We start from the raw sequence: 24217 nt of genomic DNA, 5'->3' as shown, positions 1-24217 counted from the left end.
CCGCACCGACATGACGGTCCGAGCATGCCTACCGAGCGACGGCCACACACCTCACCTGCGAAAACGTGACCCTACCTTCGGTTTGGGAATCGCTTCTCACTGCAGGTGCACACCTGGCTACAGCGACTGGCCGAAGTCTCACATCTCGTATGCCTTACGACACAGTCTCAACTGTCGCTCCCTCGATCCAACGCGCCAGGAGGCTCAGAGCAGCCAGCTGCTCAAGGGCCTCATGCTCGGGTAGCTCCGGGAGACCATCCTCATGACTATTGGGATTGCGGATGGCTGCGAAGCAACCCTCCGCAAAGGCCATGACCCCTCGCTGAGTGCTCTTGTAAGTATCAGAGCCATCGTCCGGGACGATCCGGAGTCGAGGCTTGCCAACAGCCGGAGCGCTGGCGCTAAGAGCTTCCTGGAAGAGCTTCGTCTCGGACAGGTCACGGCGCTTGAGCCTGTTCTGCGCCTCGGCATTGATCTTGCGGGCAGCAGCGGTGACAGCCTCCCGATAGTGGCGACTCCGCCAGAGGGACTTGGCTCCCTCCCAGACCCAGGGATGGAACGTGGAAGCACTGATCGACGGGGCGTTGTCGCCAAGCTTCTCGCGCACCTCAGCTTCGCGCTCAAGGGCGGTCACAGCTCGCTGAGCCCCCTCGCGCCGCTCAGCCCACCGGGAATAGAAGCTCATCCGCACTTTGAACCTCCACCCGGGAAGCACTTGGTCAAGGATCCGCTCGACAACCTCGGCGCTGGCAATCAGTGCAGCCTCGTCGCGCTTGGTTCGGATGCCGATCCTGACGCGGAGGCGCGATGTCAGGCTGATGAACTGCTTCAGCTCCGCGATGGCCCAGTCTGTGTCGATCGTCATAGGCAGAGCATGGTGGCCCGAGCCGAGGCGCGTCATCTAGTAATTCAGGCGGAGGGAGGCGCTTCAAAGGTCCGTCCGCCAGTCCGTTGGCGTGAACCGTTGGCGTACCCGGCAAACGAAGCGCCCCGGATGGAGATCCATCCGGGGCGCTTCCGCAGGTGGGCCTAACAGGACTTGAACCTGTGGCCTCTTCCTTATCAGGGAAGCGCTCTAACCGTCTGAGCTATAGGCCCTTGCCGCACTGAAAGATTAGCGGACCGACGGCCGATCTCCCAAATCCGTATCCCGGGCGTCCTCCGGACGGTGCTGCTCAGCGGCCTCGGCGAGCCACTGCGGGCGGGTCGGGGGCAGGCCGGAGACGCCCGCGGGGGTGGGGCGGACGGCCAGGACCTGGTTCACGCCGATGTGGTTCTGCTCGAAGGAGACGGCGGAGGCGGCCATGTAGAGCCGCCAGACCCGGGCCCGGCCGCGGCCGACCAGGGCGACCGCCTCGGGCCAGTGCGCCTCCAGGTTGGCGACCCACTCGCGCAGGGTGCGGCCGTAGTGCTCGCGCAGCGCCTCGACGTCGCGGACCTCGAAGCCCGCCTCCTCCAGCCGGGAGACCGTGGTGCCGACCGGGGAGAGCTCGCCGTCGGGGAACACGTAGCGGTCGATGAAGGGGGAGAGCCGGTACTCCTCGCCGGGGGGCAGCGGGCGGCGGGCGATCTGGTGGTTGAGCAGGCGGCCGCCGGGGGCCAGCAGCTCGTACAGCCGGCGGGCGTAGACCAGGTACTGGGCGGAGCCGACGTGCTCGGCCATGCCGACGCTGGAGACGGCGTCGAAGGGGCCGTCGGGCACCTCCCGGTAGTCCTGGAGCCGGATGTCGATCCGGTCGGCCAGGCCGGCCTCCGCGACCCGTCGGCGGGCCAGCTCGACCTGCTCGGTGGAGATGGAGACGCCGACCGCCGTCACGCCGTAGTGGCGGGCCGCGTGCAGCACCAGGGAGCCCCAGCCGCAGCCGACGTCCAGCAGGCGCATGCCGGGGCGCAGGCCGAGCTTGCGGCAGATCAGGTCCAGCTTGGCGGCCTGGGCGTCCTCCAGGCTCTTGGCGGCGGGCTCCCAGTAGGCGCAGGAGTAGACCATGGTGGAGCCCAGCACGAGCCGGTAGAAGTCGTTGCCGACGTCGTAGTGGTGGCTGATCGCGGCGCGGTCCCGGCGGCGGCTGTGGGCCCGGCCGCGGCGGTGCCGGACCTCCTCGGCCGGGGGAGCGGGGTTCGGGCCGACCGCGCCCAGCCGCAGGCCGGCGGCCAGCAGGCGGCGGCCGGGGGCGCCGAGGTACTCGCGGGGGCCGATCCGCGGACGGGGGGCGCCGGGGTCCTCGGCGAAGGCGGCGACGGCGGCCAGCACCTCGTACAGGTCGCTGTCGGGGCCGACTTCGAGGTCCCCGGCGACGTAGGCGCGGGCCAGGCCGAGCTCGCCGGGGGCCCAGAGCAGGCGGCGCAGGGCGCGGCGGTTGCGCAGCACGACGGTCGGGGCGCCGGGCGGACCGGCCTGGGAGCCGTCCCAGGCGCGCACCCGCAGGGGGATCGGGCGGCCGAGCAGCTCCTCCACCGCGCCGACCAGTTGCTGTGCGTGCTGCGCCATGACGGACCCTCCGACCAGTCGTGCCCGCCGGATCGCCCGGTGGCCGCCGCAGGCGGCCGGGCGGTCCGCCGGACCGTTCCCGTTCTTCCATCTGTGCTCTGCGGGCCGGAACGCCAATCCCGGTGCACCGGGCGGTCACCCGATTGCCCCGGGCACGGCGAAGGGCCCCGGAGGCTTCAACAGCCTCCGGGGCCCCGGGAATTCCGCCGGACCGACCGCGGGTCAGTCCTCTTCGGCGAGGGTCAGTTCGATGCCGCCGGTGAAGCCCGCGGCCGAGTTGTAGATGAACGCGGCGAGGGTGGCCAGGGCGGTCATCAGGACGATGTCGACCAGGGCGATCAGCACGGTGAAGAGCATCACCTTGCCGAACCCGATGTAGTCCATCAGGTCGAAGGCGCCGGAGCTGTCCGAGCCGCTGCCGGTGACGTCCTTCAGGGTGTCGCTCAGCGAGGAGAAGACACCGAGGCCGTCGAGGGTCATCCAGAGGACGGCGGCCGCCACGATGATGATCACGCCGAGGGCCAGCGACAGCAGGAAGCTGACCTTCATCACCGACCACGGGTCGGCCTTGGTGACCCGCAGCCGGGCCCTGCGGGTGCGGCCGGCGCCGCCGGTGGACGGCCCGGGGCCGCCGCCGGGGCGGCGGGACTGGCCGCCGCCGCCCTGGCCGGGGCCGCCGGGAGCCCCGGGAGCGCCCGGCACCCGGGTGCCGCGCGGCGGGGTGGGCTGGCCCTTGGCGTAGGTGGTCGGCGGGGAGAAACCACCCGCGGGCGGAGTGCTCGGCGGCGGGGGCGGGGTCGGGCCGCCGTAAGCCTGCTGCCCGCCTGCCAGGCCGCCCGTGGCACCTCCAGCACCCGTGGCTCCGCTCACCGTGGTCCTCCCGAACCGTTCGCCAGGGCGGTGGCACACCGTCCTGGGCCGTTTTGTGCTCCTGCACCGCGTGCCCCGATGGCCCGCGGTTCAACCCGCGGTGCCCGCTCCGCCGGTGGGGCGGGGCGGGCACCGCGGTGCGCGTCCGTGCGTCAGCCCTGGTCGGGCGCGCCGGCCGCGTCCTGCTCGGTGGCGGCCGCGGACTCCGTCTCCTCGACGGCGTCGTCCGCGCCCTCCTCCTCGTCGGCCTCCGGGTTGCGGGCCATGCCCACCACCGCGTCGCGCTTACCGAGGTTGATCAGTTGGACGCCCATGGTGTCACGTCCGGTTTCACGCACTTCGGAAACCCTGGTCCGGATCACGCCGCCGGACAGCGTGATGGCCATGATCTCGTCGCTCTCCTCGACCACCAGGGCACCGACCAGCGAGCCCCGGCCTTCGACGATCTTCGCCGCCTTGATACCGAAACCACCGCGTCCCTGGACACGGTACTCGTCAACCGAGGTCCGCTTGGCGTACCCGCCGTCGGTGGCGGTGAAGACGTAGGTGCCGGGCCGCACCACGTTCATCGAGAGCAGTTCGTCGTCCTCGCGGAAGGACATGCCCTTCACTCCGGAGGTGGCCCGGCTCATCGGGCGCAGCGCCTCGTCGGTGGCCTTGAAGCGGATCGACTGGGCCTTCTTGGAGATCAGCAGCAGGTCGTCGTCGGAGGAGACCAGCTCGGCGCCGATCAGCTCGTCGTCCTTGCCCTCCTCGTCCTGCCGGAGGTTGATCGCGATCAGGCCGCCGGAGCGCGGGGAGTCGTAGTCCTTGAGCGGGGACTTCTTGACCAGGCCGCCGCGGGTGGCGAGGACCAGGTACGGCTTGTCCTCGTAGGTGCGCACGGCCATCACCTGGGTGATGTGCTCCTCCGGCTGGAAGGCCAGCAGGTTGGCCACGTGCTGGCCGCGGGCGTCGCGGCCGGCGTCGGGGAGCTCGTAGCCCTTGGCGCGGTAGACCCGGCCCTTGTTGGTGAAGAACAGGATCCAGTTGTGCGTGGTGGTCACGAAGAAGTGGTCGACGAGGTCGTCCTGCTTCAGCTGCGCGCCGCGCACGCCCTTGCCGCCGCGCTTCTGCGAGCGGTAGAGGTCGGAGCGGGTGCGCTTGACGTAGCCGCCGCGGGTGATGGTGACCACGATGTCCTCCTCGGCGATGAGGTCCTCGATCGAGAGGTCGCCGTCGGAGGGGATCAGGGTGGAGCGCCGCTCGTCGCCGTACTTCTCGACGATCGCGGTGAGCTCCTCGGAGACGATCTCGCGCTGCCGGGAGGGCGAGGCGAGGATCGCGTTGTACTCGTTGATCTTGGCCTGGAGCTCGTCGTGCTCGCTGAGGATGCGGGCGCTCTCCAGGGCGGCCAGCCGGCGCAGCTGCATTTCGAGGATGGCGTTGGCCTGCAGCTCGTCGATGGCGAGCAGCTGCATCAGGCCGGTGCGGGCGGCCTCGGCGCTCTCCGAGGCGCGGATCAGGGCGATCACGGCGTCGATCTGGTCGAGCGCCTTGAGCAGGGCGCGCAGGATGTGCGCGCGCTCCTCGGCCTTGCGCAGCCGGAAGGTGGTCCGGCGGACGATGACCTCGATCTGGTGGGAGACCCAGTGCCGGATGAAGGCGTCCAGCGAGAGGGTGCGCGGCACGCCGTCGACCAGGGCCAGCATGTTGGCGCCGAAGTTGGTCTGCAGGTCGGTGTGCTTGTACAGGTTGTTGAGCACGACCTTGGCGACCGCGTCCCGCTTGAGCACGATGACCAGGCGCTGGCCGGTGCGCGAGGAGGACTCGTCGCGGACGTCGGCGATGCCGGCGATCCGGCCGTCCTTGACCAGGTCGGCGATCTTGAGGGCGAGGTTGTCCGGGTTGACCTGGTACGGCAGCTCGGTGATCACCAGGCACTGGCGGCCCTGGATCTCCTCGACCTCGACCACGGCGCGCATGGTGATCGAGCCGCGGCCGGTGCGGTAGGCGTCCTCGATGCCGCGGCGGCCGACGATCAGCGCGCCGGTCGGGAAGTCGGGGGCCTTGATCCGCTCGATCAGGGCTTCCAGCAGCTCCTCGTTGGACGCCTCGGGGTGCTCCAGCGCCCAGAGCGCGCCGGAGGCGACCTCGCGCAGGTTGTGCGGCGGGATGTTGGTGGCCATGCCGACCGCGATGCCGGTGGCGCCGTTGATCAGCAGGTTGGGGATCCGCGCGGGCAGGACGGTCGGCTCCTGCTGCCGGCCGTCGTAGTTGGCGGCGAAGTCGACGGTCTCCTCGTCGATGTCGCGCATCATCTCCATCGCGAGCGGCATCATCTTGCACTCGGTGTAGCGCATCGCCGCGGCCGGGTCGTTGCCCGGGGAGCCGAAGTTGCCGTTGCCGTCGACCAGCGGCATCCGCATCGACCAGGTCTGGGCGAGGCGGACCAGGGTGTCGTAGATCGAGGTGTCGCCGTGCGGGTGGTAGTTGCCCATCACGTCGCCGACCACGCGGGCGCACTTGTAGTAGCCCTTCTCGGGCCGGTAGCCGCCGTCGTACATCGCGTAGAGCACGCGCCGGTGCACCGGCTTGAGGCCGTCGCGGACCTCGGGCAGGGCGCGCGAGACGATGACGCTCATCGCGTAGTCGAGGTAGGAGCGCTGCATCTCGGTCTCGAGCTCGATGAGCTCGACCCGGTTGCCGCTCTGGATGGGGGTGGTGCTGTCCTCGGGCTGCTCGCCGCCGTCCGGACGGTTGTCGTCGACCACTGGTGGTCAGTTTCCTTTCAACGATCCTGGGCGGACGTCAGACGTCCAGGAAGCGGACGTCCTTGGCGTTGCGCTGGATGAAGGACCGGCGGGCCTCGACGTCCTCGCCCATCAGGACGGAGAACAGGTCGTCGGCGCGGGCGGCGTCCTCCAGGGTGACCTGGAGCAGCAGGCGGTGCGCGGTGTCCATGGTGGTGATGCGCAGCTCCTCGGCGTTCATCTCGCCGAGGCCCTTGAAGCGCTGGATCGCGTCGTCCTTGGGGAGTCGGCGGCCGGCCTCGACGCCGGCCGCGATCAGCGCGTCGCGCTCGCGGTCGGAGTAGGCGTACTCGAACTCGTCCCGGCCCCACTTGATCTTGTAGAGCGGGGGCATCGCCAGGTAGACGTACCCGGCCTCGACCAGCGGGCGCATGAAGCGGAACAGCAGGGTCAGCAGCAGGGTGCGGATGTGCTGTCCGTCGACGTCGGCGTCGGCCATCAGCACGATCTTGTGGTAGCGCAGCTTCTCCGCGTCGTAGTCCTCCTGGATGCCGCAGCCGAAGGCCGAGATCAGCGCCTGGACCTCGGTGTTCTGCAGCACCTTGTCGATCCGGGCCTTCTCGACGTTCAGGATCTTGCCGCGGATCGGGAGGATCGCCTGGGTGCGCGGGTCGCGGCCCTGCTTGGCGGAGCCGCCGGCCGAGTCGCCCTCGACGATGAAGATCTCGCACTCGGCCGGGTCCTTGGACTGGCAGTCCGAGAGCTTGCCGGGCAGCGAGGCGGACTCCAGCAGGCCCTTGCGCCGGGTCAGGTCGCGGGCCTTGCGGGCGGCGACCCGGGCGCTGGCGGCCTGGACGGACTTGCGGATGATGTCCGCGGCCTCGTTCGGGTTGCGGTCCAGCCAGTCGGCCAGGTGCTCGTTGACCACCTTCTGCACGAAGGTCTTGGCCTCGGTGTTGCCGAGCTTGTCCTTGGTCTGGCCCTCGAACTGCGGCTCGCCGAGCTTGACCGAGATGATCGCGGTCAGGCCCTCGCGGATGTCCTCGCCGGAGAGGTTGTCGTCCTTCTCGCGGAGCAGCTTCTTGTCGCGCGCGTACCGGTTCACCAGACCCGTCAGCGCGGCGCGGAAGCCCTCCTCGTGGGTGCCGCCGCTGTGGGTGTGGATGGTGTTGGCGAACGAGTACACGCCCTCGGTGTAGGACGAGTTCCACTGCATGGCGATCTCGGCGGAGATCCGCTTGTCCTTGTCCTCGGCCTCGAAGTCGATCACCGAGGGGTGGATCACCTCGCCCTTGCGGGAGTTGAGGTGGGCCACGAAGTCCGCGATGCCGCCGTCGTACCGGTAGGTGACGGAGAGCGGCTTGCCCTCCTCGTCCAGGTGCTCGGGGCGCTCGTCGGTCAGCGCGATGGTCAGGCCCTTGTTGAGGAAGGCCATCTCCTGGAAGCGCCGGGAGAGCGTCTCGAACGAGTAGACGGTGGTCTCGAAGATGTCCGGGTCGGCCCAGAAGGTGACCGTGGTGCCGGTCTCCCCGGTCTCCTCGTGCCGCGCCAGCGGGGCGACCGGGGCACCGGACTTGTACTCCTGCGTCCAGCGGGCGCCGTCGGTGCTGATGTCCACCGCGAGGCGGGTGGAGAGCGCGTTCACCACCGAGATGCCGACGCCGTGCAGACCGCCGGAGACCGCGTAGCCGCCGCCGCCGAACTTGCCGCCCGCGTGCAGGACGGTCAGCACCACCTCGACGGCGGGCTTGTCCTGGCCCGGCATGATGCCGACCGGGATGCCGCGGCCGTTGTCCACCACCCGCACGCCGCCGTCGGCCAGGATCGTGACGCCGATGGTGTCGGCGTGGCCCGCGAGCGCCTCGTCGACGGAGTTGTCGACGATCTCGTAGACGAGGTGGTGCAGGCCGCGCTCACCGGTCGAGCCGATGTACATGCCCGGGCGCTTGCGGACGGCGTCGAGGCCCTCCAGCACCTGGATCGCGCTGGCGTCGTAGGCCTTCTGGTCGGACGGGTCTGGGGTCTGGCTGGGGTTGCCGGAATCGGCCACGAAGCGCCCTCTCTGGCACAGCGCGGGCCGCGCCCCTCCCCGACTGCCCGGGCAGGTGTGCGACCACGGCGTTTCGACTCTGTTGCTCCACGCAACGTTGTTTGCGCTTCAGTCTACCGGTACGACCGACAGAGAGGGGCGTTTGGCAGCCCCTGAAGGCAGATGTGCCGCCCTGAATCCCCTCGGGACATGTCCCGATACTCGCCAGGGGGGCTCAGAGCGCCTGGTAGGGCCGTCAGCGATTCCGGAAGATCCCGATCCGCTCCACCGGGGTCAGCCCCAGGTGTCGCCCGGCCCCTTGCTCCCCGGCGCCCGCAGCCGCCCGTAGCCGCGGACCGGCGCGTCCGGCCCCAGCACCTTGATCACCCGGACCGTGCCGTGCCCCAGCTCGTGATTCAGCCTGGCCACCAACTGCCGCGCCAACAAACGGAGTTGAGTCGCCCAGGCGGTGGAGTCGCACTGCACGGTGAGCACCGCCTCGTCCTCCGCGTAGGACTTCGGCTCGCAGTGCGCGGCGATGTCCGGACCGACGATCTGCGACCAGCGGCCCATCACCCCGCCGACCGCGGCCGGCGCCTCCCAGCCCCGCTCGGTGATCAGCCGGTTCAGCGCGGCCCCCAGCGGCACCGGGTCCCGGCCGTCCGCCCGGGCGCCGCTGCGCAGCCCGGTCCGCTTGGCCTCCCGCCGCTCGCGCACCTGCTCGCCGCGCTGCCGGGCCTGCTCCTTGGCCGCCCGCAGCGCGACCCTGGCCAGGTCCACGCCCGAAAGCTCCGGCTCCTGCGCCATCACGCTCCATCCCCAGGCTGTGGACAACTGCTCGGACGAGCCGCCCAGGGTACGTGGTTCCGGGGGCCCGCGGGACTCACGGGGTCAGCCGGTCCACCGTGCCGCCCGAGACGCCGTACCGGGCGCCGTGCAGCGCCTTCGGCACGTCCTCGGCGACGGCCGCGGTGACCAGCACCTGCTCGCCGCCGGCCACCAGCTCGGCCAGCCGGTCCCGGCGGCGGGCGTCCAGCTCGGCGAACACGTCGTCCAGCACCAGCACCGGCTCCCCGCCCTCGGAGCGCAGCAGCTCGTACGAGGCCAGCCGCAGCGCCAGCGCGTAGGACCAGGACTCGCCGTGGCTGGCGTAGCCCTTGGCGGGCAGCGGGCCCAGCCGCAGCAGCAGCTCGTCGCGGTGCGGGCCGACCAGGGTCAGGCCGCGGTCGACCTCCTGCCGGCGGTTGGCCAGCAGGGCCTCCAGCAGCTGCTGCTCGGCCTGCTCGCGGCTGGTGGGCAGCTCGCCCTCGAAGGAGGAGCGGTACTCCAGCACGGTGTCGCCCGCGCCCGGGGCGAGCTGCCGGTACGCCTCGGCGACCAGCGGCTGCAGGGCGGCCACCAGCTGGATCCGGAAGGCGGTCAGCTCGGCGCCGGCCCGGGCCAGGTGGCCGTCCCAGACCTCCAGGGTGGTCAGGTCGGCGGACTTGCCGCCGCCCGCCCGGCGGGCCATCGCCGCCGTCCGCAGCAGGGCGTTGCGCTGCTTGAGCACCCGCTCGTAGTCGGCGCGCACCCCGGCCAGCCGGGGGGCCCGGGCGGTCAGCAGCTCGTCCAGGAAGCGCCGCCGCTCGGCCGGGTCGCCCTTGACCAGGGCGAGGTCCTCGGGGGCGAACAGCACGGTGCGCAGCACGCCCAGCACGTCGCGCGGGCGGACGTTGTCGGAGCGGTTCAGCCGGGCCCGGTTGGCCTTGCCCGCGGTGAGCTCCAGCTCGACCAGGGTGGAGCGGCCGCCCTGGGCGACCACGCTGGCCCGGATCACCGCCCGCTCGGCGCCGAGCCGGATCAGCGGGGCGTCGGTGGCCACCCGGTGGCTGCCCAGGGTGGCGACGTAGCCGATCGCCTCGACCAGGTTGGTCTTGCCCTGGCCGTTGGGCCCGACGAACGCGGTGACGCCCGGGTCGAGCGGGACCTCGACCCGGGCGTAGGAACGGAAGTCGGCGAGCGACAGGTGCGCGACGTGCATGACGGTGGACTGCGCTCGCCTTCTGTCCGGGTCCGCTACTTGGACTCGACCGCGTGGCCGCCGAACTGGTTGCGCAGCGCGGCGATCATCTTCATCTGCGGGGAGTCGTCCTGGCGGGAGGCGAAGCGGGCGAACAGCGAGGCGGTGATGGCGGGCAGCGGCACCGCGTGGTCGATGGCGGCCTCGACCGTCCAGCGGCCCTCGCCGGAGTCGGCGGCCCAGCCCTTGAGCTTGGCCAGGTGCTCGTCGTCGTCCAGCGCCCGGACCGCCAGGTCGAGCAGCCAGGAGCGGATGACGGTGCCCTCCTGCCAGCTGCGGAACACCTCGCGCACGTCGGTGACCTCGGGGGCCGCCTCCAGCAGCTCCCAGCCCTCGGCGAACGCCTGCATCATGGCGTACTCGATGCCGTTGTGGACCATCTTGGCGAAGTGGCCGGCGCCGACCTTGCCCGCGTGCACCGAGCCGAAGTCGCCCTCGGGCTTGAGCGCGTCGAAGACCGGCTGCACCTTCGCGACGTGCTCGGCGTCGCCGCCGTACATCAGCGCGTAGCCGTTCTCCAGGCCCCAGACGCCGCCGGAGACGCCGCAGTCGACGAAGCCGATGCCCTTGGTGGCCAGCAGCTCGGCGTGCTTGACGTCGTCGGTCCAGCGCGAGTTGCCGCCGTCGACCACCACGTCGCCGGGGGCGAGCAGCTCGGCCAGGTGCTCGACGGTCTCCTGGGTCGGGCCGCCGGCCGGGACCATCACCCACACCACGCGGGGGGCCTCCAGCTTGGCGACCAGCTGCTCGACGCTGTCGACGTCGGCGAGGTCCGGGTTGCGGTCGTAGCCGATGACGGTGTGGCCGGCGCGGCGGATGCGCTCGCGCATGTTGCCGCCCATCTTGCCGAGACCGATGAGGCCGAGCTCCATGACAAGTCCTTCACTGTGGTGTCGTGCCTGATGACGGCGCCGTTGCCGCACCCACTGAGCCTACGCCGACGCCGAGGGAGCGCCGGGCAGCCACAGGGGCGCGGAGGCTGACCGCCCCTCGCGCCCCTGGTGGTGCCGGCCGGTCAGCCGGAGAGGCGGACCGGCATGATCAGGTACTGGTACGCCTCGTCCGGCTCCGCGTCGACCGCGGGCTTGCCGGTGAGCAGGGCCGGCTTGGTCGGGGTGGTGAAGCTCAGCTGCGCGTAGCCGGCGTCGATCGCCTTGAGCCCCTCCTCCAGGTAGCCGGGGTTGAAGGCGATCGAGATGTCGTCGCCCTCCAGGTCGGCGTCGATCCGCTCGGTGGCCTGCGCGTCGTCGCCGGAGCCGGCCTCCAGGGTGAGCACGCCCTGCTCGAAGTTCAGCCGGACCGGGGTGTTGCGCTCGGCCACCAGCGAGACGCGCTTGAGCGCCTCCAGGAAGGGCTGGGTCTGCACCGCGGCGACCGCCGAGAACTCGGTCGGGAAGATCGACCGGAACTTGGGGAACTCGCCCTCCAGCAGGCGGGTGGTGGTCCGCCGGCCGGCGCCCTCGAAGCCGATCAGGCCCTCGCCCGCGCCGCCGGTGGACAGCGCGATGGTGACCTGGTCGCCGCTGCCCAGCGACTTGGCGATGTCCTGCAGGGTCTTGGCGGGGACCAGCGCGACCGCGTTGATGTCGTCCTGCTCGGGCTTCCAGAGCAGCTCGCGGACGGCGAAGCGGTACCGGTCGGTGGCGGCCAGGGTGATCCCGCTGCCGTTGATCTCGACCCGGACGCCGGTGAGCACCGGCAGGGTGTCGTCGCGGCCGGCGGCGACCGCGGCCTGGCTGACCGCGGAGGCGAACACGTCGCCCGGGACGGTGCCGGTGGCGGTGGGCATCTGCGGCAGCGCCGGGTACTCGTCGACCGGCAGGGTCGGCAGCGTGAAGCGGGAGGTGCCGCAGACCACGCTGACCCGGGCGCCGTCGGTGGAGATCTCCACCGGGCGGTTCGGCAGGTTGCGCGAGATGTCGTTGAGCAGGCGGCCGGAGACCAGGACGGTGCCGGCCTCCTCCACGTCCGCCTCCAGCTCGACCCGGGCCGACACCTCGTAGTCGAACCCGGAGAGCGCCAGCGTGCCCTCCTGCGCGGTCAGCAGCAGGCCGGCCAGCACCGGCACCGGCGGCCGCGCGGGGAGGCTGCGGGCAGCCCAGGCCACCGCCTCCGCGAGGACATCACGCTCCACCCGGAACTTCACCGGTAACCGCCTCCTGGCTGCTGTCGCCGCACGGCCGGCCGGTACCGCCCGCCGTGCTGTTGATCGTCTGACCCTCTTGGGCCCCCGGGAGGCGCCGGGCGGATCGTCTCCGCCCCGTCCTGCTTCCGGTTGCCGAAGGACAGTCTGACGTACTCGGCTGACAGCCGGGGCAGATGGGCACAAGCGGGCCGAACAGATGTCGGAGCCCGGTTGTCCACAGATTCGGGCCACCCCCACTGTTGATCAAGTTCCGAGCTCTCTATGTGTAGCAGTAGTAGTAGGGCCTGTGGATACCGTGGATAACCCCGTTTTCGCAGCTCAGGGGCCGGATTTTGTCCACAGGACCTGTGGACGGCGGCTGTGGACAACCAGGCCCTCCTGTGGACAGCGGAGAGTAATCCACAGGGCACGCTGAGTATCCACAGGTTATCCACAGCTCTGTCCACAGAAATCCCCGGGTTTATCCACCGGTGCGGATCAACATCACGTGACGCCTTTCACACCCAGGGCTGACAAGGGATTCGATGTTGCCGAACTGTGGACACGGCTGTGGAAAACCTGGGGATAACTCACCCATTCCTGTGGACGGCCTGTGGAAAACTCTGTGGACCGGCTGACGGGCCCTCAGTTCTCCACAGCCTGTGGATAACTGTTGTGCACAAGTCCACAGGTGGTTGACCTGCGCCGAAGAGCGTAGCCCCGATCGGCCTGTGGAGGAACCTCTGGATAACTCCGCCCCGCGCACCCTGTGGACGGGGAGAACCCACCCGTTCCTGTGGAAAACCGGGATGCGCATCCGAACCGTTCGATTCGCTGCGCAAACGTTCGGTGCGGCGGAGGGCCCGCCGAGCGGGCCGCCGGGCGGATTCCTGCCCCGCCGGGGGTGCTTCCACACCCGCGGGGCCCGCCCGGCCGGCCCCGACCGGCGCGATCCGGCCACCGCCGGACGCCGCCCGGGACCGCCCGGCGTTCGAGCGACCGCCCGCGGGCCGCCCCCTACTACGGGGCGCCCGCCGCGGTCCCCGGAAGGGCCGTCCGTGCACTCGGACGAGTGTTTCCGCCGCTGGGCCCGCCACTCGTCCGGGTTGTGCTCCGGACCCGTTCCGGGCATGCGGAAGGGGAGCCGGGCCACCTCGGCCCGACTCCCCTACGATGCGTCAACTGCCGTACCGCCAAAGGTTTTCGGCTCTTCGGCGCACTGCCCTCGAAGCCGCTCCCGGCGGGGGCCGACTTTTGTTAGCTAGCTCTTGATGCGGTTGGTCAACTCGGTGACCTGGTTGTAGATGGACCGGCGCTCGGCCATCAGCGAGCGGATCTTGCGGTCCGCGTGCATCACCGTGGTGTGGTCCCGGCCGCCGAACTGGGCGCCGATCTTCGGCAGCGACAGGTCGGTCAGCTCCCGGCAGAGGTACATGGCGATCTGACGGGCCGTCACCAGCACCCGGCTGCGCGAGGACCCGCACAGGTCCTCCACGCCCAGCCCGAAGTACGCCGCGGTCTGCTGCATGATCACCTGCGCGGTGATCTCCGGACCGGCGTCCTCGTCGCCGCCCGGGATCAGGTCCTTCAGGACGATCCCGGCCAGCTCCAGGTCCACCGGGGCCCGGTTCAGGTTGGCGAACGCGGTGACCCGGATCAGCGCGCCCTCCAGCTCCCGGATGTTGCGGGTGATCCGGGAGGCGATGAACTCCAGCACGTCGGCCGGGGCGTTCAGCTGCTCCTGGATCGCCTTCTTGCGCAGGATCGCGATCCGGGTCTCCAGCTCCGGCGGGGTGACGTCGGTGATCAGCCCCCACTCGAAGCGGTTGCGGAGCCGGTCCTCCAGGGTGATCAGCTGCTTGGGCGGCCGGTCCGACGAGAGGACGATCTGCTTGTTGGCGTTGTGCAGGGTGTTGAAGGTGTGGAAGAACTCCTCCTGCGTCGACTCCTTGCTGGCCAGGAACTGGATGTCGTCGACCAGCAGGATGTCGATGTCCCGGTAGCGCTTGCGGAACGCGTCCGCCTTGCCGTCCCGGATCGAGTTGATGAACTCGTTGGTGAACTCCTCCGAGCTCACGTAGCGCACCCGGGTGCCCGGGAAGAGGCTGCGCGAGTAGTGCCCGATGGCGTGCAGCAGGTGGGTCTTGCCGAGACCGGACTCGCCGTAGACGAAGAGCGGGTTGTACGCCTTGGCCGGCGCCTCGGCGACCGCCACCGCCGCGGCGTGCGCGAAGCGGTTGGAGGCGCCGATCACGAAGGTGTCGAACAGGTACTTGGGGTTCAGCCTGGCGTTCGGCTCGTCCTTGCGCGGGCCGCCCGCCGGGGGAGCGCCGGGCGGGGCCGGGACGCCGGGGGCGCGCTCGACCGGGGCGTGCGCCGGGGCGCTGGGCCGGGCACCCCGGCGGGAGCCGCCCTGGCGCGGCCGGTCCTCGTCCGGGGAGCCGAGCGCCCCGCCGAACAGGTCGCCCTGCGCCGAGTCCGGGCCGGGCCGGTGGGTGCGCCGCGGGGCGGGCTCCGGGCGCCGCTCGGGCACCTGGGAGGGCTCGCCCCAGCCGCCGGCCTCCGCACCGGGCTGGTGGTCGCGGTACGGGGCCTGGGCGGGCGCCCGGTAGGGCTCGGCCGCCGGGTAGCCCGACGGGTACGGCTGCCGCTGGTAGTCGTCGGCGGCCCGGCCCGGCCAGGCGCCGGGCGGCGGTCCCTGCTGCTGGTAGCCCCCCGGCCCGGCCGGGTACGGCTGCTCGGCCCGCGGCGGGTACGACTGCTCGGCCCGCGCCGGGTAGGACTGCTCGGGACGCGGGTGCGGCCACTCCGGGACCGGCTCGGGGTCGAGCTCCGGGTCCTGGTCCGGCTCGCCGGCCGGGGCGGCGTTGGCGTCCACCATCACCGCGATCCGCACCTGGCGGCCGAACTCCTGCGAGATGGCCTCGGTCAGCTGCGGCAGCAGCCGGCCCTCCAGCACCTGCTTGGCGAACTCGTTGGGCGCCGCGAGCAGGGCGGTGTCGTGCATCATCCACATCGGCTGGGTGCGGCGCACCCAGTTCTTGTCCTTCTCCACGACATCGCTGTCGCTGACCAGTCGCTCGACGACCCTCGACCACATCAGGACGAGATCGCTGTTGACATCAGCCACTGGTACACGCTTTCTCGTTCCCCGAGCAGGGGGAGCCAGGCAAGGTCTGGGGGAGGGGGTTCGGGTGGCGCGGCGGCGGTGCGGCCGCGGACACAGCACAAAAGAGACAAGTCCTGCAACGGTAGTCAGCGCGCAGAGCTGATTCAAGTTTCTGTCCACAGGCTGTGGGCAACGGCGCGGCGGCCACCCGGTTTGACCCTCGGACCCGCTCCCGCGTACCGTAACCAGGTCGAGTTGTCGATGGCCGCTGCCGCATGTCCGCGGGTCCGCCCGCTTCCATGACGCGCGCAGCACGGGCGCCGTGGTGTTCCTCAACCCAGCAGATCTGGGCCCGGGACCGGATTTCCCAAGCGCAAGGGGAGATCGCGCGGACGCACGGTGACGGCCAAGCGACTCCCCGTCATCCTACGATTCACCCCAGGAGCCCCCGAGTGAGCAAGCGCACCTTCCAGCCGAACAACCGTCGTCGCGCCAAGACCCACGGCTTCCGGCTGCGCATGCGTACCCGTGCCGGCCGCGCCATCCTGGCGAACCGCCGTGCCAAGGGCCGCACCGCCCTGTCCGCCTGATCCGCGCAGAGGGTCTGCAGTGCTGCCCACCGAGAATCGGCTGCGGCGGCGCCAGGACTTCGCGACCGCGGTGAAACGCGGTCGCCGCGCAGGTCGGCCCCTGCTGGTGGTCCACCTCCACAGAGAGGCGGAGCCCGACGGAGGAGCCGGCCGGAACAGCGACTCACACCCGCACGTCGCCGAGGGGCTTCCTTCGGCGCGTGCGGGTTTCGTCGTGAGCAAGGCCGTGGGGCCGGCAGTGGTCCGCAACGCGGTGAAGCGTCGGCTGCGTCACCTGGTCCGCGAGCGTCTGTCCCGGTTGCCCGCAGGTAGCCTGATAGTGGTACGGGCGCTGCCTGCCGCGGCGACGGCCCCGTACCCGGACCTCGAACACGACCTGGACGCGGCGCTGCGGCGCCTGCTCAGGTCGGAGCCGACCGGCAGTGCCCCGACGGGAACAGGGCGATGAAGTACCTGCTGATGGGCCTGATCAGGCTCTACCAGTGGACGATCAGTCCGCTGCTCGGTCCGGTGTGCCGTTATTACCCCTCGTGCTCGCGCTACGGGTACGAGGCGGTTCGCGTCCACGGCGCGATCAAGGGCGGCTGGCTGACCGGCTGGCGCATCCTGCGCTGCAACCCTTGGTCTCCCGGTGGGGTTGACCACGTTCCGCCGCGAAAGCACCCGGTGTGGCACCGCCGGCTGCGCAATCTGCTGAACCCCACGAGCGGGACCGCCGAGCCGGAGCCGGTGGCGAAGCCCGATGCCCAAGGAGTCTGACCGGTGACCTTCGGTTTTCTGAGTCCCCTCTACACAGCGGTGTCCTGGATCATCGTCCAGTTCCACTCGCTGTTCAGCCACGTCTTCGACCCCGACGGCGGCCTGGCGTGGGGTCTGTCCATCGTGATGATGGTGGTCGTCATCCGGATCTGCCTGATCCCGCTCTTCGTGAAGCAGATCAAGGCGACCCGGGCCATGCAGGCGATCCAGCCGAAGATGAAGGCCATCCAGGAGCGCTACAAGAACGACAAGCAGCGCCAGTCCGAAGAGATGATGAAGCTGTACAAGGAGGCGGGCACCAACCCGTTCTCCTCGTGCCTTCCGATCCTCGTGCAGGCGCCGTTCTTCACCGCCCTCTACGGCGTGCTCGCCTCGATCGCCAACGACAAGACGATCGGCGTCATCGACCAGCCGCTGCTGGAGAGCGCCAAGCAGGCGCACATCTTCGGCGCCCCGCTGTCGGCGAAGTTCGTGGGTGCGGACAGCGTCCACATCCAGATCGTCTGCGCGGTCATGATCGTGCTGATGTCGCTGTCGCAGTTCATCACCCAGCGCCAGCTGATGACCAAGAACGTCGACCTGTCGGTCAAGACGCCGTTCATGCAGCAGCAGAAGATGCTGATGTACGTCTTCCCGATCATGTTCGCCGTGATGGGCATCAACTTCCCGGTCGGTGTGCTGGTCTACTGGCTCACCACCAACGTCTGGTCGATGGCCCAGCAGCTGGTCGTCATCCGCAACAACCCGACGCCGGGCAGCCGGGCGTGGGACGAGCGCCAGGCCCGCCTGAAGAAGCAGGGCCGGATCAACCCGGACGGATCGATCCAGAAGGCCGGCCTGGCCGCCATGTTCAAGGGCTCCAAGGGCGGCGCGGCGGCCGAGGCCCAGGCGGCGGTCGAGGAGAGCGTGCAGGTGCGCCGGCAGCAGCCGCGCAAGCAGAGCAAGGCGCAGCGCCAGGCGTCCGCCGGGCACCAGCCGCACGCCGCGGAGCAGGCGGGCGAGCCGCAGGACGCGGTCGTGGAGGAGGCGGAGGCCAAGCCGGCCGAGGCCGCCCAGGCCGGGGCCGGGGCCGGCAAGTCCGGCACGAAGGCGGGCGGGTCGAAGCCGGGCGCCCAGCCGGGCCAGCGCCAGCAGCCGCGGCGCGGCGGCCAGTCCGGCCAGCGGCCGAAGAAGAAGTAGTCCCCCACCCTCGTTCTCGGCCCCACCCGAGGGCCTCGTTTCCGAAGGAGTCCACCTGTGACGGATGGCACCACCTCCGCCGTCGACACCGCGCCGGCCGGTGAGAGCGTCCTCTCGCGTCTGGAGCACGAGGGTGACATCGCCGCCGACTACCTGGAGGGTCTGCTGGACATCGCGGACCTGGACGGCGACATCGACATGGACGTCGAGGGGGACCGGGCGCTGGTCTCCATCGTCGGCGAGGGCGACGACCGGACGCTGCAGCGGCTGGTGGGCCAGGACGGCGAGGTGCTGGAGGCGCTCCAGGAGCTGACCCGGCTGGCCGTGCACCGGGAGACCGGTGAGCGCAGCCGCCTGATGCTGGACGTCGCGGGCTTCCGGGCGCGCAAGCGGGCCGAGCTGGCGGAGCTGGGCGCCGAGGCGTCCGAGCGGGTCAAGAGCACCGGCGAGCAGGTCAAGCTGCGGCCGATGACCCCGTTCGAGCGCAAGGTGGTGCACGACGCGGTGGCCGCCGCGGGCCTGCGCAGCGAGTCGGAGGGCGAGGAGCCCCAGCGGTGCGTGGTCGTGCTGCCGGCCTGACGCCGGTGGTGCTGCCGTTCCGGCGTCCGACCCCGCCCGCCTCGCGCGGGCGGGGTCGTCCGCTCTTCGGCGGAGTGGTGTTTCACGTGGAACAGTGCTGGTAGGGCGGGTGGATTCGACGGTGAGCGGAGAGGCAGAGATGGACAGGGACGGCACGGAGCCCGAGGCGCCGCTGGAGGGGCCGGGGCAGGCACCGGAGGCGGCGGGACGGATCTTCGGCGATCAGCTGCCGCAGGCCGTGCGCTACACCGAACTGCTGGCGACGGCCGGGGTGCAGCGCGGGCTGATCGGTCCGCGCGAGGTGCCCCGGCTGTGGGACCGGCACGTGCTCAACTGCGCGGTGCTGGCCGAGTTGCTGCCCGCCGGGGTCTCGCTGTGCGACGTCGGCTCGGGTGCCGGACTGCCGGGCATCCCGGTGGCGCTGGCCCGGCCGGACGTGTCGGTGACCCTGCTGGAACCGCTGCTGCGGCGCACCACCTTCCTGGAGGAGGTGGTGCGCGAACTCGGCCTGGAGAACGTCACGGTGCTGCGCGGCCGGGCCGAGGAGACGGTCGGCAAGCTGGCGGTGGACGTGGTGACCGCCCGCGCGGTCGCGCCGCTGGACCGGCTGGCCGGCTGGGGCATGCCGCTGCTGCGCCCGTACGGGCAGATGCTGGCGCTGAAGGGCGACACGGCGGAGCAGGAGCTGGCCGACTCGCGGGCGGCGCTGACCCGGCTCGGTGCGGTGAAGTGGTCGGTGATCGGGGTCGGCGAGGGCGTGCTGGTGACCCCGACCCGGGTGGTCAGGGTCGAGGCGGGGGAGAGCCCCGGCGGCGTCAGGGCGGCCACCCGGCGGGCCCGGGCGGCGCGGGCCGGACGCGGTGCCAAGGGCGGCGAGGGCGCCGGTCGGCGCAGCGGCGGCCGCGGGCGGCGCTGAGCCGGTTCGGTCTGGTGTTCGGGGCGGGTGGCCGGTGGGCCGCCCGCCCCGTTTCCGTTCCGCCGGGACCGGAGTGTCGGGTCGGCTGATCCCGACATTCCGGGCATCGTGTTCCACGTGAAACGTCGCTTCCTGCTCTCCGGCGTACTTGATCAAGGACTCAACCGGACCCCCGACCGTCGCCCGGAGGTGACTGTTGCGGCCCCGGTTTCACGTGAAACACTGACCCCCATGCAGGAGTCGGAGATCGTCGATCAGGTGGATGACACCCCCGTGGCCGGGCCCGCGCACGCCGCCCTCCTGGCCGCCGGGCACGCCGGGGAAGCGCTGCCCCGGCCCGCCGCGACCCGGGTCATGGTGGTCGCCAACCAGAAGGGCGGGGTGGGCAAGACCACCACCACCGTCAACCTGGCCGCCGGTCTGGCCATGCACGGACTGCGGGTGCTGGTCATCGACCTCGACCCGCAGGGCAACGCCTCGACCGCGCTCGGCATCGACCACCACGCCGAGGTGCCGTCGATCTACGACGTGCTGGTCGAGGGCAAGCCGCTGGCCGACGTGGTGCAGCCGGTGGTCGACGTGGAGGGGCTGTTCTGCTGCCCGGCCACCATCGACCTGGCGGGCGCCGAGATCGAGCTGGTCTCGCTGGTCGCCCGGGAGAGCCGGCTGCAGCGCGCCATCGCCGCGTACGAGCAGCCGCTGGACTACGTGCTGATCGACTGCCCGCCCTCGCTGGGCCTGCTGACCGTCAACGCGATGGTGGCCGGCCAGGAGGTGCTGATCCCGATCCAGTGCGAGTACTACGCGCTGGAGGGCCTCGGCCAGCTGCTGCGCAACGTGGAGCTGGTGCGGGCGCACCTGAACCCCTCGCTGCACGTGTCGACCATCCTGCTCACCATGTACGACGCCCGGACCAGGCTGGCCGCGCAGGTCGCCGAGGAGGTGCGGACGCACTTCGAGAAGGAGGTGCTGGCCACCGCCATCCCGCGGTCGGTGCGCATCTCCGAGGCCCCCAGCTACGGGCAGACCGTGCTGAGCTACGACCCGGGTTCCACCGGTGCGCTCTCCTACCTGGAGGCGGCGCGCGAGCTGGCGCTGCGGGCCGAGGTCGCCAAGACGACGGTCGGGCGGCACCGGGCGGGCGCGGCGGTCGTTCCGCCGCAGAGCGGCGGGGAGACGTCCGCGCCGACGGCACAGCACAGTTCGATGGAGGGCAAGCGGTGAGTGGCACGCGCAGGGGTCTGGGCAGGGGTCTGGGGGCGCTGATCCCGGCGACCCAGCCGGCGGCGGCCGGGGGAGCTCCGGCCGAGTCGGCCGAGGCCGGGACCGTCACGGTGGTGCCGGTGGTGCCGGTGCCGACCGACCGCGGCACGGTGGCCGCCAAGGCCGCCGCGGAGAGCCTGCGGGAGCTGGCCGGCGATCAGCGCCGCAGTGTCCTGGAGGCCGCGCTGGCCCCGGTGAACGGCGCCCGGTTCGCCGAGCTGCCGCTGGAGTCGATCCGGCCCAACCCGCGCCAGCCGCGCGAGGTGTTCGACGAGGTGAAGCTCGCCGAACTGGTCGCCTCGATCAAGGAGGTCGGCCTGCTGCAGCCCGTGGTGGTCCGTCAGACCGGCCCCGACCGGTACGAGCTGATCATGGGTGAGCGTCGCTGGCGGGCCTCCCGGGAGGCCGGGCTGGACGTCATCCCGGCGATCGTCCGGGCCACCGACGACGACAAGCTGCTGCTGGACGCGCTGCTGGAGAACCTGCACCGGGCCGAGCTGAACGCGCTGGAGGAGGCCGCCGCGTACGACCAGCTGCTGCGCGACTTCGGCTGCACGCACGAGGAGTTGGCGGACCGGGTGGGCAAGTCCCGGCCGCACGTGTCCAACACGCTGCGGCTGATGAAGCTGCCGGTGTCGGTCCAGCTGAAGGTGGCGGCGGGGGAGGTCACCGCCGGGCACGCCAAGGCGATCCTGATGGTGCCGGACGCCGAGCGGCAGGAGAAGCTGGCGAACCGGGTGGTGGCCGAGCAGTTGACGGTGCGGGCCACCGAGGAGACCGCCAAGCTGCTGGCCGGCATCGAGCCGAAGAAGCGCGCCCCGCGGGTGGAGCCGCGGCCCACCCCGGCCTTCGACGAGCTGGCCGGGCGGCTCTCGGACCGCTTCGAGACCCGGGTCAAGGTCGAGGTCTCGCAGCGGGACGGCAAGCTCGGCAAGGGCAAGGTGGTACTGGAGTTCGGTTCGGTCGAGGACCTGAACCGGATCCTGGACAGTCTGGCCCCGGGAGAGCGGGGTCTGCCGCTGTCCTGATCCCGGGAGGACGGACAGCGAACCAACGGGTGCATGTTTCACGTGAAACGTGCACCCGTTCCGTCGGGCGGAGCAGACTGGGGGTCTGGACCGTTTCCGCCTGGAGGAGGAGGTGCGGGCGTGGGACGGAGGGTCGTTCCGCTGACGCTGGACAACCTCTCGGATCTGCCGAACACCTGCCGCTCCTGCGTCTTCTGGGAACTCGACCCGGTCAGCGGGCGGGACGCGCAGGACGCCGGCAAGGGGGAGTTGGAGAAGGAGGGGTGGATCTCCGCGGTGCTGCTGGAGTGGGGCTCCTGCGGGCGGGTCGCCTACGTGGACGACCGGCCGGCCGGGTTCGTGCTCTACGCGCCGCCCGCGTACGTGCCGCGCGGGCAGTCCTTCCCGACCAGTCCGATCTCACCGGACGCGGTGCAGTTGATGGTGTCCCGGGTGCTGCCGGGGTTCCAGGGGCAGGGCCTGGGGCGGGTGCTGGTGCAGTCGGTGGCCAAGGACCTGATCCGGCGCGGCTTCCGGGCGATCGAGGCGTTCGGCGCGCAGGGGCGGGAGGTGCCGAGTTGCGTGCTGCCCGCCGACCACCTGCTGGCGGTGGGCTTCAAGACCGTCCGGCCGCACCACCGGTACCCGCGGCTGCGGTTGGAGGCGCGGGCCACGCTCTCCTGGAAGGGCGACGTGGAGGGCGCGCTGGAGCGGCTGCTCGGCGGGCGGCGCCAGGAACCGGCGCTGCGGCCGTTCTGAGGGAGCGGTCCTCCGCGCCGGGGCGCCCGCCCCCGGGAGGCCGCCGGGGCGCTGAGGGCTTCTCAGCGAAGCCTCCGGAGCACCGGGACCCGCCACCGGGCCGAGGCGTCCGCGCTCTCAGGGCTTCCTGACGAAGCCTCGGACGGCCCCGAGCGGTTCCCCCACCGCCCTCCGACCGTCCCGGGCGGACCCGGGACGTCCCGGAAATGCCGCGGCGGCCCGGACGGAGACTCCGTCCGGGCCGCCGCGGTGTGGCAGGGCCTACAGGTACTCGGCCAGCTCGCGCAGCAGCGCGGCCTTCGGGCGGGCACCGGTGATGGTCTTCACCAGCTCGCCGCCCTTGTAGACGTTGAGCGTCGGGATGGAGATCACGTTGTACGCCGCAGCGGTCTCCTGGTTGGCGTCCACGTCGAGCTTGACGACGGTCAGCTTGTCGGCGTGCTCGGCCGCGATGTCCTCCAGGACCGGGGCGACCTGGCGGCAGGGGCCGCACCAGGTGGCCCAGAAGTCGACGAGGACGGGCTTGTCGCTCTTGAGCACCTCGGCGTCGAAGGTGGCGTCGGTTACTTCCTTGGTGGCGCCGGCCACGGGAACTCCTTGGGGTCGGAGAAGAGGTACGTCAGGGATAACAACGGCGGAGGCGGATCTGTTTCTGCTTTCGCCGGGACGGATCTGGCGGTGCGTCAGACCGCGACGACGGCGGCCGGGGCCTCGTCGGCGTCGGACAGCGCGGCCAGGTAGCGCTCGGCGTCCAGCGCGGCGGAGCAGCCGGTGCCGGCGGCGGTGATGGCCTGGCGGTAGGTGTGGTCCACCACGTCGCCCGCGGCGAAGACGCCGGGGACGTTGGTGCGGGTGGAGGGGGCCTCGACCTTGAGGTAGCCCTCGGCGTCCAGCTCCAGCTGGCCCTTGAACAGCTCGGTGCGCGGGTCGTGGCCGATCGCGATGAACAGGCCGGTGACGGGCAGCTCGCGCAGGTCCCCGGTGTTGGTGTCGCGCAGGGTCAGGCCGGAGAGCTTCGGGTCCCCGTGGATCTCCTCGACCGCGCTGTCCCAGGCGAAGGTGATCTTCGGGTCGGCGAAGGCGCGCTCCTGCATCGCCTTGGAGGCGCGCAGCGAGTTGCGCCGGTGGATCACGGTGACGCTCTTGGCGAAGCGGGAGAGGAAGGTGGCCTCCTCCAGGGCGGTGTCGCCGCCGCCGACCACCGCGATGTCCTGGTCGCGGAAGAAGAAGCCGTCGCAGGTCGCGCACCAGGAGACGCCGCGGCCGGAGAGCTTGTCCTCGTTCGGCAGGTCGAGCTTGCGGTGCTGGGAGCCGGTGGCGACGATCACGGCGCGGGCGCGGTGCACGGTGCCCTCGGAGTCGGTGACGGTCTTGATGTCGCCCGTGAGGTCGACGGCGATGACGTCGTCCGGCACCAGCTCGGCGCCGAAGCGCTCGGCCTGGGCGCGCATGTTGTCCATCAGCTCGGGGCCCATGATGCCGTCGCGGTAGCCGGGGAAGTTCTCCACCTCGGTGGTGTTCATCAGGGCGCCGCCGGCCGTGACGGCGCCCTCGAACACCAGCGGCTTCAAGGAGGCGCGCGCGGTGTACAGCGCAGCGGTGTACCCGGACGGGCCGGAACCGATGATGATCACGTTACGGACGTCGCTCACTGCTTCTCCTGGTTCGCCTGGCGTCCCGCTCGCGCGGGGGAGGGCGGTCTGCTCCGCCGCCCCGGACAACGACTCACCAGTCTCCCGCATTCCCAGGCCCG

21 protein-coding genes and 1 tRNA gene are annotated in these 24217 nt (G+C 71.2%); 9 read left to right on the top strand and 13 right to left on the bottom strand.

Features of this window, described 5'->3' with window-relative positions; translation table 11 throughout:
- Nucleotides 1–154 precede the first annotated feature (154 nt).
- The 11 genes from ABD345_RS01665 to dnaA form a co-directional block, all read right to left on the bottom strand.
- A complete protein-coding gene (locus ABD345_RS01665) occupies nt 155–865 on the bottom strand; it encodes a TIGR02391 family protein (RefSeq protein ID WP_344549817.1) in 711 nt (236 codons plus the stop codon).
- A 159-nt stretch (nt 866–1024) separates the two neighbouring features.
- Nucleotides 1025–1098: transfer RNA gene (locus ABD345_RS01660), tRNA-Ile, on the bottom strand.
- A gap of 16 nt (nt 1099–1114) precedes the next feature.
- Nucleotides 1115–2488 carry a class I SAM-dependent methyltransferase gene (locus ABD345_RS01655; RefSeq protein ID WP_344549816.1) on the bottom strand — a complete coding sequence of 458 codons (1374 nt, stop codon included), beginning with the start codon at nt 2486–2488 and terminating at the stop codon, nt 1115–1117.
- Nucleotides 2489–2710: 222 nt separating this feature from the next.
- Nucleotides 2711–3358: a DUF3566 domain-containing protein gene (locus ABD345_RS01650; RefSeq protein WP_344549815.1), complete on the bottom strand. Its 648-nt coding sequence runs from the start codon at nt 3356–3358 to the stop codon at nt 2711–2713.
- 152 nt (nt 3359–3510) lie between these two features.
- Nucleotides 3511–6111: a DNA gyrase subunit A gene (gene gyrA / locus ABD345_RS01645; protein WP_380274025.1), complete on the bottom strand. Its 2601-nt coding sequence runs from the start codon at nt 6109–6111 to the stop codon at nt 3511–3513.
- Between the two features lie 37 nt (nt 6112–6148).
- Entirely contained in the window at nt 6149–8140 is a 1992-nt protein-coding gene (gyrB, locus tag ABD345_RS01640; RefSeq protein ID WP_344549814.1) for a DNA topoisomerase (ATP-hydrolyzing) subunit B, read from the bottom strand.
- 273 nt (nt 8141–8413) lie between these two features.
- A complete protein-coding gene (locus ABD345_RS01635) occupies nt 8414–8926 on the bottom strand; it encodes a DciA family protein (protein WP_344549813.1) in 513 nt (170 codons plus the stop codon).
- 76 nt (nt 8927–9002) lie between these two features.
- Nucleotides 9003–10139 carry a DNA replication/repair protein RecF gene (gene recF, locus ABD345_RS01630; RefSeq protein WP_344549812.1) on the bottom strand — a complete coding sequence of 379 codons (1137 nt, stop codon included), beginning with the start codon at nt 10137–10139 and terminating at the stop codon, nt 9003–9005.
- A gap of 35 nt (nt 10140–10174) precedes the next feature.
- Nucleotides 10175–11050 (bottom strand): phosphogluconate dehydrogenase (NAD(+)-dependent, decarboxylating), encoded by an 876-nt coding sequence (gene gnd / locus ABD345_RS01625; RefSeq protein ID WP_344549811.1) that lies wholly within the window; start codon nt 11048–11050, stop codon nt 10175–10177.
- 143 nt (nt 11051–11193) lie between these two features.
- The gene (gene dnaN, locus ABD345_RS01620) at nt 11194–12324 is read right to left on the bottom strand and encodes a DNA polymerase III subunit beta (RefSeq protein ID WP_030457640.1); all 1131 of its coding nucleotides are present in this window, start codon (nt 12322–12324) and stop codon (nt 11194–11196) included.
- A 1240-nt stretch (nt 12325–13564) separates the two neighbouring features.
- Complete coding sequence (gene dnaA / locus ABD345_RS01615) at nt 13565–15433, bottom strand: chromosomal replication initiator protein DnaA (protein ID WP_344549810.1); 1869 nt, start codon at nt 15431–15433, stop codon at nt 13565–13567.
- Between the two features lie 431 nt (nt 15434–15864).
- Here dnaA and rpmH point away from each other — a divergent pair, with 431 nt between their 5' ends.
- From rpmH to ABD345_RS01570, 9 genes are all read left to right on the top strand, one after another.
- The gene (rpmH, locus tag ABD345_RS01610) at nt 15865–16002 is read left to right on the top strand and encodes a 50S ribosomal protein L34 (RefSeq protein WP_033214180.1); all 138 of its coding nucleotides are present in this window, start codon (nt 15865–15867) and stop codon (nt 16000–16002) included.
- Between the two features lie 19 nt (nt 16003–16021).
- Entirely contained in the window at nt 16022–16450 is a 429-nt protein-coding gene (rnpA, locus tag ABD345_RS01605; RefSeq protein ID WP_344549809.1) for a ribonuclease P protein component, read from the top strand.
- The gene (gene yidD / locus ABD345_RS01600) at nt 16447–16761 is read left to right on the top strand and encodes a membrane protein insertion efficiency factor YidD (RefSeq protein ID WP_033214182.1); all 315 of its coding nucleotides are present in this window, start codon (nt 16447–16449) and stop codon (nt 16759–16761) included. Before rnpA ends, yidD begins: the two co-directional genes overlap by 4 nt.
- Nucleotides 16762–16764: 3 nt before the next feature.
- The gene (gene yidC / locus ABD345_RS01595) at nt 16765–17940 is read left to right on the top strand and encodes a membrane protein insertase YidC (protein WP_344549808.1); all 1176 of its coding nucleotides are present in this window, start codon (nt 16765–16767) and stop codon (nt 17938–17940) included.
- Between the two features lie 57 nt (nt 17941–17997).
- Nucleotides 17998–18519, top strand: a complete 522-nt coding sequence (locus ABD345_RS01590; RefSeq protein ID WP_030905892.1) for a R3H domain-containing nucleic acid-binding protein — start codon at nt 17998–18000, stop codon at nt 18517–18519.
- 139 nt (nt 18520–18658) lie between these two features.
- Complete coding sequence (gene rsmG / locus ABD345_RS01585; protein ID WP_344549807.1) at nt 18659–19435, top strand: 16S rRNA (guanine(527)-N(7))-methyltransferase RsmG; 777 nt, start codon at nt 18659–18661, stop codon at nt 19433–19435.
- Between the two features lie 258 nt (nt 19436–19693).
- A complete protein-coding gene (locus ABD345_RS01580) occupies nt 19694–20659 on the top strand; it encodes a ParA family protein (RefSeq protein WP_344549806.1) in 966 nt (321 codons plus the stop codon).
- Nucleotides 20656–21726 carry a ParB/RepB/Spo0J family partition protein gene (locus ABD345_RS01575; RefSeq protein WP_344549805.1) on the top strand — a complete coding sequence of 357 codons (1071 nt, stop codon included), beginning with the start codon at nt 20656–20658 and terminating at the stop codon, nt 21724–21726. Before ABD345_RS01580 ends, ABD345_RS01575 begins: the two co-directional genes overlap by 4 nt.
- A 120-nt stretch (nt 21727–21846) precedes the next feature.
- Nucleotides 21847–22464 (top strand): GNAT family N-acetyltransferase, encoded by a 618-nt coding sequence (locus ABD345_RS01570; protein WP_344549804.1) that lies wholly within the window; start codon nt 21847–21849, stop codon nt 22462–22464.
- 261 nt (nt 22465–22725) lie between these two features.
- On the opposite strand, the gene trxA is transcribed toward ABD345_RS01570, so the two are convergent.
- Nucleotides 22726–23052 (bottom strand): thioredoxin, encoded by a 327-nt coding sequence (gene trxA, locus ABD345_RS01565; protein WP_033214191.1) that lies wholly within the window; start codon nt 23050–23052, stop codon nt 22726–22728.
- Between the two features lie 95 nt (nt 23053–23147).
- Nucleotides 23148–24116 (bottom strand): thioredoxin-disulfide reductase, encoded by a 969-nt coding sequence (gene trxB / locus ABD345_RS01560; protein WP_344549803.1) that lies wholly within the window; start codon nt 24114–24116, stop codon nt 23148–23150.
- Between the last annotated feature and the right edge of the window lie 101 nt (nt 24117–24217).

The sequence above is a fragment of the Kitasatospora saccharophila genome, assembly GCF_039529925.1.
In the GTDB taxonomy this organism is placed as follows: Bacteria; Actinomycetota; Actinomycetes; order Streptomycetales; family Streptomycetaceae; genus Kitasatospora; species Kitasatospora saccharophila.
This window is presented reverse-complemented; position numbering and strand designations above follow the sequence as displayed.

What these genes read in the sequence shown, in the direction of transcription:
- yidD (WP_033214182.1), top strand. Translation starts at nt 16,447, where the DNA reads ATGAAGTACCTGCTGATGGGCCTGATCAGGCTCTACCAGTGGACGATC.
- recF (WP_344549812.1), bottom strand. Translation starts at nt 10,139, where the DNA reads ATGCACGTCGCGCACCTGTCGCTCGCCGACTTCCGTTCCTACGCCCGG.
- ABD345_RS01655 (WP_344549816.1), bottom strand. Translation starts at nt 2,488, where the DNA reads ATGGCGCAGCACGCACAGCAACTGGTCGGCGCGGTGGAGGAGCTGCTC.
- ABD345_RS01635 (WP_344549813.1), bottom strand. Translation starts at nt 8,926, where the DNA reads ATGGCGCAGGAGCCGGAGCTTTCGGGCGTGGACCTGGCCAGGGTCGCG.
- ABD345_RS01665 (WP_344549817.1), bottom strand. Translation starts at nt 865, where the DNA reads ATGACGATCGACACAGACTGGGCCATCGCGGAGCTGAAGCAGTTCATC.
- rsmG (WP_344549807.1), top strand. Translation starts at nt 18,659, where the DNA reads ATGGACAGGGACGGCACGGAGCCCGAGGCGCCGCTGGAGGGGCCGGGG.
- gnd (WP_344549811.1), bottom strand. Translation starts at nt 11,050, where the DNA reads ATGGAGCTCGGCCTCATCGGTCTCGGCAAGATGGGCGGCAACATGCGC.